At 59.7% G+C, this 15,202-nt stretch carries 21 protein-coding genes; 7 read left to right on the top strand and 14 right to left on the bottom strand.

The window, feature by feature from the left end:
• Positions 1-74 precede the first annotated feature (74 nt).
• Positions 75-1,178, top strand: coding sequence for a COX15/CtaA family protein (locus AB4Z52_RS08130; RefSeq protein ID WP_442217408.1), 1,104 nt, complete (start codon positions 75-77; stop codon positions 1,176-1,178).
• A 45-nt stretch (positions 1,179-1,223) separates the two neighbouring features.
• On the opposite strand, the gene AB4Z52_RS08125 is transcribed toward AB4Z52_RS08130, so the two are convergent.
• The 10 genes from AB4Z52_RS08125 to AB4Z52_RS08080 all read right to left on the bottom strand — a co-directional run bounded on the left by AB4Z52_RS08125 (position 1,224) and on the right by AB4Z52_RS08080 (position 8,021).
• A complete protein-coding gene (locus tag AB4Z52_RS08125; protein ID WP_442217407.1) occupies positions 1,224-1,757 on the bottom strand; it encodes an acyltransferase in 534 nt (177 codons plus the stop codon).
• Positions 1,758-1,910: 153 nt separating this feature from the next.
• Positions 1,911-2,786, bottom strand: coding sequence for an aminoglycoside phosphotransferase family protein (locus AB4Z52_RS08120; RefSeq protein ID WP_442217406.1), 876 nt, complete (start codon positions 2,784-2,786; stop codon positions 1,911-1,913).
• Positions 2,783-3,715 (bottom strand): N-acetyl-gamma-glutamyl-phosphate reductase, encoded by a 933-nt coding sequence (gene argC / locus AB4Z52_RS08115; protein WP_442217405.1) that lies wholly within the window; start codon positions 3,713-3,715, stop codon positions 2,783-2,785. Before argC ends, AB4Z52_RS08120 begins: the two co-directional genes overlap by 4 nt.
• Before the next feature lie 78 nt (positions 3,716-3,793).
• A complete protein-coding gene (speB, locus tag AB4Z52_RS08110; RefSeq protein ID WP_442217404.1) occupies positions 3,794-4,750 on the bottom strand; it encodes an agmatinase in 957 nt (318 codons plus the stop codon).
• Positions 4,731-5,108 (bottom strand): antibiotic biosynthesis monooxygenase family protein, encoded by a 378-nt coding sequence (locus tag AB4Z52_RS08105; RefSeq protein WP_442217403.1) that lies wholly within the window; start codon positions 5,106-5,108, stop codon positions 4,731-4,733. The genes speB and AB4Z52_RS08105 overlap by 20 nt, the downstream gene beginning before the upstream one ends.
• Positions 5,109-5,228: 120 nt before the next feature.
• The gene (locus tag AB4Z52_RS08100) at positions 5,229-5,693 is read right to left on the bottom strand and encodes a DoxX family protein (RefSeq protein WP_442217587.1); all 465 of its coding nucleotides are present in this window, start codon (positions 5,691-5,693) and stop codon (positions 5,229-5,231) included.
• Between the two features lie 10 nt (positions 5,694-5,703).
• Complete coding sequence (locus AB4Z52_RS08095) at positions 5,704-6,480, bottom strand: HvfC/BufC N-terminal domain-containing protein (protein ID WP_442217402.1); 777 nt, start codon at positions 6,478-6,480, stop codon at positions 5,704-5,706.
• 9 nt (positions 6,481-6,489) lie between these two features.
• Positions 6,490-7,344 (bottom strand): MNIO family bufferin maturase, encoded by an 855-nt coding sequence (gene bufB / locus AB4Z52_RS08090; RefSeq protein ID WP_442217401.1) that lies wholly within the window; start codon positions 7,342-7,344, stop codon positions 6,490-6,492.
• 85 nt (positions 7,345-7,429) lie between these two features.
• On the bottom strand, positions 7,430-7,708 hold the full coding sequence (locus AB4Z52_RS08085; RefSeq protein WP_442217400.1) for a BufA1 family periplasmic bufferin-type metallophore: 279 nt from the start codon (positions 7,706-7,708) through the stop codon (positions 7,430-7,432).
• A 40-nt stretch (positions 7,709-7,748) separates the two neighbouring features.
• The gene (locus AB4Z52_RS08080; RefSeq protein ID WP_442217399.1) at positions 7,749-8,021 is read right to left on the bottom strand and encodes a BufA1 family periplasmic bufferin-type metallophore; all 273 of its coding nucleotides are present in this window, start codon (positions 8,019-8,021) and stop codon (positions 7,749-7,751) included.
• A gap of 245 nt (positions 8,022-8,266) precedes the next feature.
• Between AB4Z52_RS08080 and AB4Z52_RS08075 the strand changes: the two genes are divergently transcribed.
• Positions 8,267-8,833, top strand: coding sequence for a sigma-70 family RNA polymerase sigma factor (locus AB4Z52_RS08075; protein WP_442217398.1), 567 nt, complete (start codon positions 8,267-8,269; stop codon positions 8,831-8,833).
• Complete coding sequence (locus AB4Z52_RS08070; protein ID WP_442217397.1) at positions 8,820-9,455, top strand: NrsF family protein; 636 nt, start codon at positions 8,820-8,822, stop codon at positions 9,453-9,455. The genes AB4Z52_RS08075 and AB4Z52_RS08070 overlap by 14 nt, the downstream gene beginning before the upstream one ends.
• 81 nt (positions 9,456-9,536) lie before the next feature.
• Here the strand turns inward: AB4Z52_RS08070 and rpsI are convergent, their stop codons facing one another.
• Entirely contained in the window at positions 9,537-10,004 is a 468-nt protein-coding gene (rpsI, locus tag AB4Z52_RS08065) for a 30S ribosomal protein S9 (protein ID WP_442217396.1), read from the bottom strand.
• A gap of 2 nt (positions 10,005-10,006) precedes the next feature.
• Positions 10,007-10,471 carry a 50S ribosomal protein L13 gene (rplM, locus tag AB4Z52_RS08060; protein ID WP_442217395.1) on the bottom strand — a complete coding sequence of 155 codons (465 nt, stop codon included), beginning with the start codon at positions 10,469-10,471 and terminating at the stop codon, positions 10,007-10,009.
• Positions 10,472-10,675: 204 nt separating this feature from the next.
• Here rplM and AB4Z52_RS08055 point away from each other — a divergent pair, with 204 nt between their 5' ends.
• Entirely contained in the window at positions 10,676-11,125 is a 450-nt protein-coding gene (locus AB4Z52_RS08055) for an HIT family protein (protein WP_442217394.1), read from the top strand.
• A gap of 21 nt (positions 11,126-11,146) precedes the next feature.
• Here the strand turns inward: AB4Z52_RS08055 and AB4Z52_RS08050 are convergent, their stop codons facing one another.
• Complete coding sequence (locus tag AB4Z52_RS08050) at positions 11,147-11,983, bottom strand: EamA family transporter (protein ID WP_442217393.1); 837 nt, start codon at positions 11,981-11,983, stop codon at positions 11,147-11,149.
• 411 nt (positions 11,984-12,394) lie between these two features.
• On the bottom strand, positions 12,395-12,718 hold the full coding sequence (locus tag AB4Z52_RS08045; protein WP_442217392.1) for a hypothetical protein: 324 nt from the start codon (positions 12,716-12,718) through the stop codon (positions 12,395-12,397).
• A gap of 109 nt (positions 12,719-12,827) precedes the next feature.
• Here AB4Z52_RS08045 and AB4Z52_RS08040 point away from each other — a divergent pair, with 109 nt between their 5' ends.
• From AB4Z52_RS08040 to AB4Z52_RS08030, 3 genes are all read left to right on the top strand, one after another.
• A complete protein-coding gene (locus AB4Z52_RS08040; RefSeq protein WP_442217586.1) occupies positions 12,828-13,259 on the top strand; it encodes a CoA-binding protein in 432 nt (143 codons plus the stop codon).
• Between the two features lie 130 nt (positions 13,260-13,389).
• Complete coding sequence (locus AB4Z52_RS08035; RefSeq protein WP_442217391.1) at positions 13,390-14,676, top strand: O-acetylhomoserine aminocarboxypropyltransferase; 1,287 nt, start codon at positions 13,390-13,392, stop codon at positions 14,674-14,676.
• A 47-nt stretch (positions 14,677-14,723) separates the two neighbouring features.
• Positions 14,724-15,068 (top strand): cupin domain-containing protein, encoded by a 345-nt coding sequence (locus AB4Z52_RS08030; protein WP_442217390.1) that lies wholly within the window; start codon positions 14,724-14,726, stop codon positions 15,066-15,068.
• Positions 15,069-15,202: the final 134 nt, after the last annotated feature.

Genomic DNA, 15,202 nt, shown 5'->3' with positions numbered 1-15,202 from the left:
CATGCCGCAAAGGCGTGGCCCTTGTTTTGCACCGCCCTATGAGGCAAATCAACAGGCGGATCGAAGGAGACATCATGGCTGTCGCAAATTTCACGTCGGAACAGGCCGTCCTTAGCGAAATGGCGCGGCAGGATCGCAATCGGCGGGCCGTGCGCATCTGGCTAGGTTTCGTGCTGTTGGCACTCTTCTGTCTCGTCATCGTCGGCGGGGCGACGCGGCTCACCAACTCCGGCCTTTCGATCACCCAGTGGCAGCCGATCCATGGCGTGATCCCGCCATTGAACGCGACGCAGTGGCAGGAAGAGTTCGACCTCTACAAGCGAATTCCGCAATTTCAACTGATCAACAAGGGCATCACCGTCGAAGACTTCAAGAGCATCTTCTGGTGGGAATGGGCGCACCGGCTGATCGCCCGCGCCATGGGCGTCATCTTCGCAGTGCCTCTGATCTTCTTCTGGCTGACCGGGCGCATTGAAAAGCGCCTGGGCTTGCCGTTGATCGGCATTTTCCTTCTTGGCGGTCTTCAAGGCGCGATCGGCTGGTGGATGGTATCGTCTGGGCTCGAGGCGCGCACCGATGTTAGCCAATACAGGCTGGCGACGCACCTAGTGACCGCCTGTCTGATTTTCGCATCCTGCATGTGGATCATGCGGGCGCTGTCGCCGCATTCGAGCGACGCTGCTCCGACGCGCTATTCGGCAGCAATTGCTGGCCTGATCGCCTTCATGGCACTGTTCCAGATTTATCTAGGGGCATTGGTCGCAGGGCTAGACGCCGGCCTTTCCTATAATACCTGGCCGCTGATGGACGGCGCTGTCATTCCCGACGGCCTGTTTGCTGCAAAGCCCGCCTGGATCAACTTCTTTGAAAACCCGAAGATGGTCCAGTTTGTCCATCGGCTCGGCGCCTATGCCCTGCTGACCGTCGTCTTCATCAACATGATCATATCGCTCGCCGCCGCCGCGCGCACGACGCATGCCCGCCGCTCGGCTGTTCTCCTTGCCCTGGTGCTGATCCAGGCAGGCCTCGGAATTTCGACCCTGGTCATGCAGGTGCCGTTGGATCTTGCGCTGACCCACCAGGCCGGCGCGCTCATCGTCTTCGGCTTTGCGATTGCCAACTGGCGCGGCTTTTATGGCGAGTATCCTCGCGAGACGGTCTTGCAAGTGCGCCACTGACAGGCCACGACCGGAACACGGCGCGGCCTCGGCCTTGCGAGCTTTTCAGGCATCCACCAGCTTCGTCGGCAATTGCCGCATGAGGCGGGCGGGAACGCCGACGTACAGTCCGTGGCTCTGCGTGTCCTTCGTCACGACCGAACCGGCGCCAATGACGCTGCCCGCGCCGATCGTGCATCCCGGCATGATGATCGCCCCGGTGCCGATCCAGACACCGTCCTTGATGGTGACGGGCAAATAGCGGACCTCGGTGCTGGCTCGGGCATTCGGATTGTCGGTAATGTCATGGACCGACGTGATGACCTTGACGCCGGGGCCAATCCTGACCCCCGAGCCGATCCGGCATTTTCCAAGGCCGTCCACCAGGAAATGCCTGTTGATATAGGTATCGGCGCCGATGGTGACGTTGCCGCTGGTGAACATCGCTCCGGCATCGATAGAAGCACCGTCGGAAATATCCATGCCCGTCCGCCTCAACAGCTTTCGGCGCATGCTCCAGGGAATCAATTCCAGTGCCTGTATGTCCCGCAGCAAGGCGCTGCTATAGTGCGAAAATCCCCGTCGCTTGTATACTGACATATCATGACCCTCGGATATTCTCGATAGTCATATCGTCAAGAGGTTGATTGCAATACTGCCGCGCTACGCCATTCTACAGGGCCGGCTATCCGCCATAAAGGCGAAATGAGCGTCTGAGGGGCTTGGACTAAGCCCTAATCTTCAAGATCGCCATCATGCGCTCCTTTCCTCCAACATCCGCCGCACGATGCCGGCAAGCAAGAGCCGCTCCGTGATATTCTCCTTTGCCTCGTCCGATCCATCGTCCCCAAGCGACCAGCATACCGACAGTCCGGCATGGGCTGCGGCATAGCGCAGGATTTTCCGCTCGCAACATCCGATCGCTTCGGAAAACCGGAATGCCAGTCTGGCGACCCGAACCGGGTCAAGAATCTCCCGCGTCGCGCCCAAAGGATTGCCAAAGATGTTCGAAACTTCGTAGGCCGGATCGCCCATCAAGCCGTGGGGATCGATAGCCAGCCAGCCGCGTGGCCCACCTCCGATGATATTGTCGTGATGCAGATCGCCGTGCAGCGGCCTGGGGTCGGTCTGTTCGCGGAGAATGTCGTCTGCGAGCCGAGCAGTCCAGCGCAGCGTTTCGGCGAGCGCCGGATTGGCCCGGCGCTGGGCCTCCTCGAACAGTGGTACGAAATGGTCGCGGAGGGGCACCAATCCGTCGGGAGGCATGACCGAATGGACCGCATGCAACCTACCCACCACGTCAAGGACGATGTCCGTCGCCAGATCATCACCGAAACGACTGTGATAATGCCGCAGCAGCAAATCTCCGGCGTCTTCGATCAGGCATGCATTCTGGTCGCGATCTAGGAGGCGGATGGCGCCCGAGCCATTGCGCCAATCCAGAAACGCCATTCCCGACAGTTCGTTCATGCCGTCGGGTTTCAAGATCTTGACGATGGCAACGGGAGCGTCATGGCGTTCGACGCGATAGACGAGGCTGCTCCTGGTGTCGGCGATCGCTGTTGCCGTAGCGATCGCCCATTTTGCCCCGAGGCGAGCCGGTATGGCTGATTGGACAGGCGGCATCATGCCGACAGCATCAGGTCCATGTTCTGCACGGCAGCGCCGGATGCGCCCTTGCCGAGGTTGTCGAGCAGGGCGACAAGATTGACTTGCGAGGCGCCTGGCGTGCCGAATACGAAGAGCTTCATCGTATCCATGCCCTCGAGTTCGACCGCATTGACGCGGGGGAGGGCTCGGCTCTCCTCGAGCGGCACGACCTGAACGATGTCCTGGCCGGCATAGTGGGCTGCGAGCGTGGCGTGGATGCTCTCAAGCGTCGAGCCCAGAGCCAGATCGTCCAGATATAGCGGCACCTGCACAATCATTCCCTGAGCGAACCTGCCGACCGATGGCGAAAAGACCGGTGCGCGGTCGAGCAGCCCATGGGTCTTCATCTCGGGCACGTGCTTGTGGTTCAACGGCAGGCCGTAGAGGAAGTGCGGCGCGGTGATTGCGTCGGGTTGGTCAGGGTTTTCCATCTGCGCGATCATCTGCTTGCCACCGCCGGTATAGCCCGAAACGGCATTGACCGTCACCGAATAACCGTCAGGCAGAATGCCCGCCGCCCGAAGCGGACGGATCAGGCCTACAGCGCCGGTCGGATAGCAGCCAGGGTTGGCGACGAAGCGTGCATGCCTAATCTTGGCGCCCTGGTCCTTGTCCATCTCGGCAAAACCATAGGCCCAGCCGGCATCGATCCGAAACGCCGTCGATGTGTCGATGACGCGGACATTGTTATTGGCCGAGACCATCTTGACCGCCTCGCGCGACGCATCGTCGGGCAGGCAGAGGATGGCGATGTCGGCGCTGTTGAGCATGTCTTCGCGCATGGCCGCGTTGCGCCGTTCCGCTTCAGGGATTGACAGAAGCTCGACGTCGCGGCGATCGGCCATGCGGGTGCGGATCTGCAGCCCCGTGGTTCCGTGTTCGCCATCGATGAAGATCTTCGGTGCCATGTTGTCCTGCGCTTTCAGTGAGTTTGCAATGTTTGCGGAATCAGTTTGGCATAGAGTTGATTCAAAATGATAACGGCTTTAGCTGCGGCCGTTCGACCGCCTTTCAGCGTTGAGCCCGAGCATATACATCGCGACAGTCGCGCCTGCAATGGCGGTGATATCGGCATGATCATAGGCCGGGGCAACCTCCATCACGTCGCCGCCGCGGATGTCGAGCTGATGTAGCCGCTGCAGTACCGACAGGATTTTCGCGCTCGACGGTCCTCCGGAAACCGGCGTTCCGGTTCCCGGCGCATAGGCCGGATCGAGGCAATCGATGTCGAAAGTGAGGTAGGCGGCAGCCCCCTTGGTTTGGGAGATGATATGCGAGGCGATTTCGGCCGCCGGCATGTCCTCCACCTCGTGGCCGTAGATGATGCGAATGCCGCAATCCTCCGGCGCGTGGGTGCGAATACCGATCTGGATGGAGCGATCGGGGTCGATGATGCCCTCGCGGACGGCGCGGCCGACGAAGGAACCATGATCGATCCGCCCCTTGTTGTCGGGCCAGGTGTCCTGATGCGCGTCGAACTGCACGAGGGCAAGCGGACCATGGATTGCCGCATGCGCTTTCAGGACCGGCAGGGTGACGAAATGATCGCCCCCGAGCGTCAGCAGGAACGCGCCGCTGTCGAGGATCGTGTGGGCCTGCCGTTCGATCGCTGCCGGTGTTTCTTGATGATTGCCGTAGTCGAGCAAGCAGTCGCCATAGTCGATCACCGCCATCTCGGCAAAGAGGTCGCGGTTGAAGGGATATTGCGGATCGTTGTCGAAGATCGCCGATGCGCGGCGAATGGCTTGCGGCCCGAAGCGCGCGCCGGGGCGATTGGAGGTGGCCGCGTCGAAGGCGATGCCCCAGACCACTGCATCGGCGCCGGCAAGATCCTTGGTGAACCGGCGCCGCATGAACGAGAGGGCGCCAGCGAATGTGGGATCGCTTGCAGCGGAGGTAAGGTCCGTTGCGGTAAATGCATGGTCAATCGACTTGTGCGCCAAGGCGTTCTCCTTCGGTCAGATCGAATGAATAGGCGCGCTCGACCCGTGCGACGCGCACCTCGTAATGCTTGTACCAACGTTCCCGCCCGAGCTTCTGCGCTGCGAGATGGGCGACGACATTCTTCCAGGCGATGATGCTCTGTTCGTCGCGAAAGAAGGCGTTGGTTATGCCGAAGCCATCGCTTCCTCGCGCGCTTTCAATCCCAAGGCAACCATCCTGCGCCAGCGCCATTTCCTCCATGCGGTCGGCCATTGCGCCGTAGCCGTTGTCGCCGTCCGTACGGGCCGAGGAGAAAGCGACAATGTAGTAGGGCGGCTTCGGCGTGGCGGCGAAGCGCGAAGACTGCGTGCATGTCATGGCTCATGTCCCCTTGGGACAAAAGGACGTAAGCGACCAGGCGTCGGATTGCAAGCAACCTTAACGAAAGGCATGAGGCGGCAGTAGCGCCCCATCTGTCTTTGCGTGGCTGCAGACGAGCTAAAGGCCGCGGCCAAAATGCCTTGCAATAAAATGGTCGATCGAAATCCGGCCGGGGCCTCCGGCGATGATGACAAGGAAGCAAACGGCCCATGTGCCATGTGTCGGCCAGGCATCCGGATAAACGAAGATCTCGATCACCAGCGTCATTCCGAGAAGCGCCAGCGCCGAAAGCCGGCTCGCAAACCCGATCACCAGCAGCAGCGGGAAGAAATGTTCTGCGAATGCCGAGATGTGGGCTGCAAGCCACGGGTCGACGAAGGGGAGTTTGTATTCTGTTTCGAACAGATAGACGGCGTTGTCGGTGACGTGCCAACCCTCGACCTTTGTCTGCCCCGACTGCCAGAACACTGCCGCGATCGACAGGCGCGCGACGAACGCAACGAAATCATGCGGGATACGATCGAGAAGCCGCAGCGCGCGGTAGAATTTCTGTGGCAGCGATTGCGTGGCCGTGGGGTGCATCGTGATCTCTTTATTCATTGCCGTTCTCCCGAAAGCCGATTGCTGCGATCGCGCCTGCCTGGATGGCGCCGGCAAGGTTGGCGGAAAGATCGAAATCGGCAGCTTCGGTTGCCGCCTTTTCCACCGCGGTTGCAAGGTTCGCATCGGCGCCGAGTGCATAGAGAAACGCCGCCCCGCCGGGCGGCAATCGCTGCACAAGCACGGTCATACGAGGCCGGACCACGAGTGCATCCTGCCCGACCCAGTCCTCGATTGGGGCAAAATCCATGTCGCCGACATTCATCGCCCAGATCGTGACGAAGGGATGAGCTGAGCGGATGATCGATACGGAGGGATGCAGGGTGAGGGTCAAGGCGGGAAGGCGTGCGGCCGGCAGCGACGCAAGGATGCTGGCGTCAAGCGGTTCGGCGTCGGCGGCGTGGTAGGCTCTGCCGCGCGCCGTCTCAAGCCGTATGACATCGGGCAGGTAGCTCACGCTTGCAGCCGGCTCGAACGTCTCGACGAAATCGGCAAGATCATCCCCGTAGTTCAACAGCAGCGGCGAGCGCGGCGGGTGTCGGCGAATGAATTCATGCGCCATCGCGGCAAAGAATTCCTCTCCAACGATCTTTTCGGCCATGGGAAAGCGGGAGGCCAGTGCACCGATCAGCCCGACTGCGACATTGTTGCGATAGACCTGAAAACGTCGCTTCGGGCGAGGGCCGTTCCAGGCCGCGAGACCTTCGGGAATGGCTTGATCGGTATCGAGAAGCGCGCCGGCAAAGCGGGTTTGAATTGTGATGGACATGACTGACCCTCACGCAGCCCGGCGCGCGCCGCAGCGCTCGAGCATTGCATCGGCAAGCTGTGCCTCGGCGGAAAGGACCGGCCATTCAGGCACGTCGTTGTCCCATTCGATGAGGCTCGCGATCGGACCTGTCCGGGCAATAAGCTTCTCGTAGAGCGCCCAGACGGGGTCTTTGACCGGCGTGTCATGTGAATCGATGAGGAGAGGCGCACCGGCGTCGTCGATGGTCTCAGAATGGCCGCTCAGGTGAGCCTCGCGCACCCACTGCACGGGGAAGCGGTTGAGATAATCGCGCGGGTCCATGCGGTGGTTGGTCGAGGCGACAAAGACGTTGTTGACGTCGAGCAGCAGCCCGCATCCCGTCCTGTTGACGATGGCCGCTAGAAAATCCGTTTCGGCGATAGTGCTTTCCTCAAACAGGAGATAGGTCGCCGGGTTTTCAAGCAGCATCTGCCTGCCGAGAAATGTCTGCACCTCGTCGATGTGTTCGCTGACGCGCGCAAGCGTCTCGTCCGTATAGGGCAGCGGCAGGAGGTCGTTGAGAAAGACGGTGTCATGCGTCGACCAGGCAAGGTGTTCCGAAAAACTCTCCGGTTCGTAGCGATCACAGACCAGTTTCAGGCGTCTCAAATGCTCCTTGTCGAGCGGCTGCATCGAGCCGATGGACAGGCCGACACCGTGGATCGACAGGGCATAATCCTCGCGAAGCCGCCCGAGCTGGGCATGCGGCGGCCCGCCGGCCCCCATGTAGTTTTCGGCATGTACCTCGAAGAAGCCGATCGGCTGCGGCGCCGAATTGATTGTCGCGAAATGCTCCGGTTTGAAACCGACGCCTGCGCGGCGCGGGAGCTGGGACGACGTCATGACAAACCTCCTTAGGATCAGGGGATGGCGGCGCGGCATTGAACTGCGCCGCCGCTTATTGTGGGTTCGGATAGAAAGTGAAGGATCAGACCGGGGCAGGGCCTTGCGTCAGCGTTCCGTGGCCATTCGGCGTCTTGGTCGTTTCACAGGTTCCTCCTGGTACGAGCTTCCAGGAATACTGCTGATAGTCGACCTTTGCAGTGCCGGCGCAGGTCGTGCCCGCTCCGGCCGCGCAATCGTTCTGGCCTTTCATGGCGACGCCGTAGCACTTTTCCTTGGGCGCAGCGGAGGCAGGCACGCTGCCGAGTAATGTCAGGGCGGTCGCGACAGAGGCGGCAAAGGCAACTGCGGGTAACTTGTTCATGATAATCTCCGGATTTGAGCGGAAAGCGTCGACGACAGCATCAAGCCGCAGTCAGCGAACCATGGCCCTTTGGGGTCTTCACGGTGACGCAGGAGCCGGTCGGGACAAGCTTGAAGGACATCTTGTCGTAGTTGACCTTGGACTTGCCGGCGCAATCATGCTTGCCCGCGGCGCAATCATTCTGGCCCTTGAGTGCGACGCCGTAGCACTTTTCCTTGGAAGTGTCGGCAGCGGAAGCAGGCACGGCAACGACTGACGCGAGGGCGGAAGCGAGCGAGCCTGCAAGTGCCAAAGTGATGATGCTGGTCTTCATGGTTCTATCTCCGTAACTGAGGCGAGCCGTCATTGGCTTGCATCGACGTCTACGGGCAGCACACGGCAAACATTACACGCAGGGCGAAAAAAACTTCACAAGCCGTTTTGTTGCGCTATCAAGGGGATATGAGGATGCGACGATATGGGGGAGCAATGCGCGCAGAACGCTCGTCGGAAAACGGGAAGAAATATGATCGTCGTTGGTAACAAATCTGTGCGCCTGGCCGTAGTGAGATATGTCGAATGAACTATTCGGCGCGCGAAACGGAATGGGCGGAGTGGATGCGCTCGGCGATCGCGGGCGACGCGCAGGCCTATCACTGCTTCCTGTCGGCCGTGGCGCCGCATCTAAGGGCGATGGCCCGCCGACGTTGCGAACAATTCGGCGCGCCGTTGAGCGAGGCGGAAGACGTGGTCCAGGAGGTACTGCTGGCGATCCATCTGAAGCGCGGAACGTGGGATACGTCGCGGCCGATCGGCCCGTGGATTTCGACGATCGTCCGCAACAAGATGATCGACAGCCTGCGCCGGCGTGGCCGGCATGTGAACATACCGATTGACGACGTCATTGCGACCTTGGAGGCGGAAGAACAGGTCGATGCGTTGGATCGGCTGGATGTCGACCATATGCTGGCGCTGCTGAAGGACCCGCAGCGCACCATCGTCCGCTCGATTTCGGTTGAAGGCACAAGCGTTCGCGAAACCGCGGACCGACTGAAGATGACGGAAGGTGCGGTGCGCGTGGCGCTTCACCGGGCGCTGAAGGCGCTGGCAGTCTTGTATCGGAGTGAAATACGTGGAGACGAATGACCTCATCAAGCTTCTTGCGCAGGACGCGCCGGTTCGCTCAAGGATCGGCCGGACGCTGGCGCTTGCTGCGGTAGCCGGAATTCTGATCTCGGGTTCGATGTTTTTTGCCGGCATCGGCTTCCGCGACGATATCGGCGCCGCCATGCAGACCGGCCGCTTCCTCTTCAAGTTCGTCTTCACGATCGCGCTTGTCGCCACCGCATTCGCCGTGGTCATGCGGATCGGTCGTCCAGGTGTGCCGCTCAAGGGTTGGGTCTGGGCACTTCTTCTCGCGCCGCTTCTGCTTGCCGCGGCAGCATCCGCCGAAATGATGATGATGCCCGAAGCTAGCTGGGCTCCCCGCATGATGGGCCACAATGCTCGCTTCTGCCTGACCTTCATCCCGCTTTTGTCGATCGGGCCGCTTGCCTGCTTCATCTTTGCGCTAAGACAGGGCGCGCCGGAAAGGCCGGGCATCGCCGGCGCGGTAGCTGGCCTTGCCGCAGGTGGCATCGCGGCCACGTTCTACGCATCGAATTGCACGGATGATAGTCCGCTCTTCGTCGCCTTCTGGTATCCGATCGCCATCGCGCTCGTAACACTCGCCGGCTATATCGCCGGATCGAAGCTGCTGCGCTGGTAGCGGTCGAAGCCCTTCAAGCAGCGCCAAAAAGAAAAGGCCGGGTAAAAACCCGGCCTTTTGCATGTCTCGAAATCGAAGCGATTAACGCTTGGAGAACTGGAACGAACGACGGGCCTTGGCCTTGCCGTACTTCTTACGTTCAACGACACGGCTGTCGCGGGTCAGGAAGCCGCCCTTCTTCAGAACGGGGCGCAGGCCCGGTTCGAAGTAGGTAAGCGCCTTGGACAGGCCATGGCGAACAGCGCCGGCCTGGCCGGAAAGACCGCCGCCGGCAACGGTAGCGATGATGTCGAACTGGCCGTCGCGGGCAGACGCGACGATCGGCTGGCGCAGGATCATCTGCAGAACCGGGCGTGCGAAATAGGCGAGGTAGTCCTTGCCGTTGACGATGATCTTGCCGGAGCCCGGCTTCAACCATACGCGAGCAACAGCGTTCTTGCGCTTGCCGGTCGCATAGGAGCGGCCTAGCGAATCGACCTTGCGAACGTGAACCGGAGCAGCTGCTTCCGACGACGTGCCGAGATCCTTCAGGGAAGAGAGGTCAGCCATTATCAGGCGCTCCTTGTGTTCTTGCTGTTCAGCTTGGCCACGTCGAGGGAGACCGGCTGCTGAGCTTCGTGGGGATGGTTCGAACCGGCATAAACGCGCAGGTTCTTCATCTGGCGACGGCCGAGCGGGCCGCGGGGAACCATGCGCTCAACAGCCTTTTCGAGAACGCGCTCCGGAAAGCGGCCTTCGATCAGCTGGCGAGCCGTACGCTCCTTGATGCCGCCGGCGTAACCGGTGTGCCAGTAGTAGACCTTGTCTTCGTACTTCTTGCCGGTGAATACGACCTTGTCGGCATTGATGACGATGACATTGTCGCCGTCGTCAACGTGCGGTGTGAAGGTCGCCTTGTGCTTGCCGCGCAGACGCATTGCGATGATAGAAGCGAGACGGCCAACGACGAGCCCTTCGGCGTCGATGAGCACCCACTTCTTCTCCACCTCTGCAGGCTTCTGGGAGAAGGTTGCCATGTTATATACTCTCTTTTAGGACCCTTGACCCGAAGGCATCAGGGCGTTTCTTGTTGCTTGTATTGACAGGAGCAAGCCCATGCCAAAAAGAAAGCAGCCGTGAAGGGCTGCGATCTGGTGCGGCTTATACGGGGAAGGTGTTGAAACGTCAAGATTGGGATTTTGGATGAATGGAAAAATTCTATTGCTAAATCAAAGAGTTAAATGTATGGTATTATATTACCACACATTGCAGCTGCATATCGCTTGCTGGAAGTTGCTTGGCGAAGCGTGTCGCGCCAATATATTGAATGGAGAAATGCATTGCTGATATCAAAATGCGTCTTTTGCTCAATTGAACCAGGCGACATCCTTGACGAAAACGAGCTAGCGGTCGTGATCCGGGACAAGTACCCGGTAAAGCCGCTGCATTCCCTTGCGATTCCCAAACGGTGTGTGGCCGTATATTTCGATCTCGAATTGCCGGAGGTTGCCGCAATCCATGAACTGGTCATCCGCCAGACCAAGGCAATTCGCGCAGTCGATCCCGACGTCGGCGGGTTCAATGTTGGGGCGAATGTAGGTGCCGTCGCAGGTCAGAAGATTGCTCATGTGCATGTTCATATCATACCTAGACGCGCCGGCGATCTCGACCCGCCTCCCGCCAAGCCGTGAGGGCGCTAGATCTGCTGCCGTTCAACCCAACCGCAGTATCAGAACGCCGGCTGCGATGATGGCGCCAGCGATGTAGCGCCAGACGCTCGATTTTTCCTTGAGCACCGCCACCGAGATGACAAGCGCGAATAGGATAGAGCTTTCGCGAAGTGCTGCGACGGTGGCGACGGGTGCCTTGGTCATTGCCCAGAGCGCGATGCCGTAGGATGAAATCGAGCCGCCGCCGCCGATCAGCCCACGCCACCAGTTGTAGCGGACATGGGCGGCGACCGCATCGACGCCGCGTTGCGAGAGTGCCCAGGTAAACAGCAAGATCGGTGGCAGGAGCGCCATCCACAGCGTATAGGAAACCGGGTTGCCGGCCCGGCGCGCGCCGATGCCATCGACATAGGTGTAAGTGGCGATGACGCAGGCGTTTGCGAGCGCCAGGACGATCGCATTCCGCCCGCCGTTCCTCGCCTCGAAGGCGAGCGTCAGGATGCCGGTGCAGATTGTCAGGACGCCGAAAAGCGCGCCGCCGGAAAGCGTTTCCCTAAGGATGAAGCCGCTTGTGGCGACAATGAGCAGCGGTGCGACGCCTCGCATCAGGGGATAGACCAGGCCGATGTCACCGGCGCGATAGGCGGCTGCCACCAGTTGGAAATAGATGAATTGCAGGATGGCCGAAGCGCCGATGAATGGCCATGCCGCCGGCAGCGGCATGGGCAGGAAGGGCAGAAACGGCAAAGCGGTCACCGCGCCGCCGGCTGACACGAGTGCCGCATCCAGGAATTTGTTTGTCCCCGCCTTGATGATGGCATTCCAGGTGGCATGAAGCAGCGCGCCGAAAAGAACGAAGGCGATCACATCAACGGACACGGATACCTCGGAAGGAGCGGGCAACCGCGATGTGGCTGCTTGTGGCAAGAGCGACGTCTTATGATCGTGAATAACACGAAATGCAACTTATTTTGTGAATTATGTAGGTTTCACGACAACTACTACTGCGTGCATTCTGCGCCGTATTGTGCGACGCACTATCGGTGATTACTTTTTGCATCCGGTCACTCAACTATGAGATGCTTCTAATGAACGAGTGAACAAAATAGGTACATAACAAGTATATGGCAGCATTCGCCTATGTCGCGCAGCGGCGCTCTTCGAAAGGTCGTGTCGCGGCTGCTCACGCGTGAGTATTTTCCAAATATAAAAATTAGAAAAAAATAATTAAACCTTGCGGTGTTGAAAGATCATTTCGGCGCTGCCGGGATTTGATAGCCGTCCTCGAGTTCAGGGGATGATGATGTCGTCATCGAAATCCGTTGACGGGCGGCAGGTGTAAACCGGACAGACCGAAGCTCCCCTTGTAGGGATATACGACAGGTAAGCATAATAGCCGACGTCGCAGGAATCGCTATTGGAGACGAAACGATCGTAAAGCGTCATGTTTCTGACGCGCTCTGCGGGGTAGCGCAGGATGACCGCGCGTTCGCGCTGTATCAGTGCCTGGGCCTGCGGACAGGTGTAGGAGAGGGCGTTATAGCGATTGATGGCCAGCGCCTGCGACACTGCGGCGCAAGCGATGGCCAGGCCAAGAAGAATAGACTTTCTCATCGCAGCGATCCTGATTAGAATTGCAATCCCTATATACGTCTCAGCTGCCACATAAGTTCACCCGGATCAGGGCGTGAACGCAGTTGTGATCGCAGTCGGAGGGGCCGAGATGAACCATGACCAGTATGACAATACCTATATCACCGACATCCTGAAGACAGTGAAGATCATCGCGCTCGTCGGCGCGTCGTCAAATGCGGCGCGCCCGAGCTATGGGGTGATGGCCTATCTTTTGTCGAAGGGATACCGCGTCATCCCCGTTAATCCGGGGCAGGCAGGAAAACAGATCCTTGGCCAGACCGTCTGCGCCACTCTGGCAGACATCCCGGAGCCGGTGGATATGGTCGATGTCTTCCGTGCGCCGGAATATCTCTATACCATCATAGACGAGGTTCTGACGCTGAAGCCGCTTCCATCCGTCATCTGGGGGCAGCTCGAAATCCGCGACGACACCGCAGCCGCAGTGGCGGAAGCCGCCGGCATCAAAGTGGTTATGAACCGCTGTCCGGCCATCGAGATACCGCGTCTGCTGGCCGCCTGAGACTGTCGCTGCCGACTTTGAGCGATGGATTTTCTACGGTTGCGCGCAATCGGGGAAAGATCGCGGTTAACTTTGCCGGTTGAGCCGGTATGATCCTCCGTGCTCCGATCAAGGGCTACGGGAGGATAATATGGCGACGACGAAACCGGGCTTCGACACGCTGGCAATCCACGCCGGCGCGCAGCCGGACCCAACCACCGGCGCGCGAGCGACGCCGATCTACCAGACCACTTCCTTCGTTTTCAACGATTCAGACCATGCGGCTGCGTTGTTCGGATTGCAGCAGTTCGGCAATATCTACACCCGCATCATGAACCCGACACAGGCCGTACTCGAAGAGAGGGTGGCCGCACTCGAAGGCGGGACCGCTGGTCTTGCCGTTGCATCCGGCCATGCAGCGCAGATGCTCGTTTTTCACACTATCATGCAGCCCGGCAGCAACTTTATTGCCGCCAAGCGGCTCTACGGCGGTTCGATCAACCAGTTCGGCCATTCCTTCCAGAATTTTGACTGGCAGGTGCGCTGGGCGGATTCGGGCGATCCGGCAAGCTTCGAAAGCCAGATCGACGAGCGCACCCGCGGCATCTTCATCGAGAGCCTTGCCAATCCCGGTGGCACCTTCGTTGATATCGCCGCAATCGCCGCCGTTGCCAAGAAACACGGCCTGCCGTTGATTGTCGACAACACCATGGCAAGCCCCTATCTCATCCGGCCGCTGGAACACGGTGCCGACATCATCATTCACTCGCTGACCAAATTCATGGGCGGCCATGGCAATTCCATGGGCGGCGCGATTGTCGATGGCGGCACCTTCGATTGGTCGGCGTCCGGCAACTATCCCATGCTGTCGGAGCCGCGCCCCGAATATAATGGCGTGGTGCTGCACTCGACCTTCGGCAATTTCGCCTTCGCCATCGCCTGCCGCGTTCTTGGCCTGCGCGATCTCGGCCCTTCGATCTCGCCCTTCAATGCATTCCTCATCCTGACGGGCATCGAGACCTTGCCGCTGCGCATGCAGCGCCACAGCGACAACGCGATCACTATCGCCCGCTGGCTGAAGACGCATGAGAAGATCGCATGGGTAAACTATGCCGGGCTCGAGGATGATCCCAATCACGCGCTGCAGCAGCGCTATTCGCCAAAAGGTGCAGGCTCGGTCTTCACCTTCGGCCTTAAAGGCGGCTATCCCGCCGGCAAGGCTTTGGTCGAAGGACTGGAGCTCTTTTCCCACCTCGCCAATATCGGCGACACGCGCTCGCTCGTCATTCACCCGGCATCGACCACGCACAAGCAGCTGACTGACGAACAGAAGATCGAGGCCGGAGCCGGGCCTGACGTCGTGCGGTTGTCGATCGGCCTCGAGGACGTCAAGGACATCATTGCCGATCTCCAACAGTCCCTGTCGAAGATAGTATGAGGCGAGGGGCCGCGATTGCTCGCAGCTCCGCTTCCAGCGAGGATGCCATGGCCAACCATGCAAGACTTGATATTGCGGAGATCGAGCCGGAGATGGGCGCTCCTGCGCCCGATCGGCTCATCTCGGGCACCCCCCAATTCAGGACCTGGAACGTCGAAGAAGCTGACGGCGGTCTCCATGCCGGCATATGGGAGGCGACGCCTGGAAAGTGGCGCATCGCCTACGACGAGTGGGAGTACTTCAACGTTCTTTCGGGCTACTCCGTTGTCACCGAGGACGACGGCGAAGCCTTCCATCTGCGCGCCGGCGATCGCATGATCTTGAGACCCGGCTTCAACGGAACCTGGGAAGTGGTTGAAACGACTCGCAAGGACTATGTGATCCGCTTGTAAGGCAGTGGTTTCATTGGAAGAGCGTGAGCTAGTTTCAGAGCACGACAGCTACATCCTCGCATGAGGCTTCGTATACCGGATGGCAGCATCTCCAGAAGTTGTTCCATGCCCGGAAAAGCGTGTCATTTGGCTTT

Source organism: Rhizobium sp. 2YAF20 (assembly GCF_052114685.1).
GTDB lineage: Bacteria > Pseudomonadota > Alphaproteobacteria > Rhizobiales > Rhizobiaceae > Rhizobium.
The sequence above is the reverse complement of the archived record's forward strand: the minus strand, read 5'-3'. Positions and strand labels throughout refer to the sequence as shown.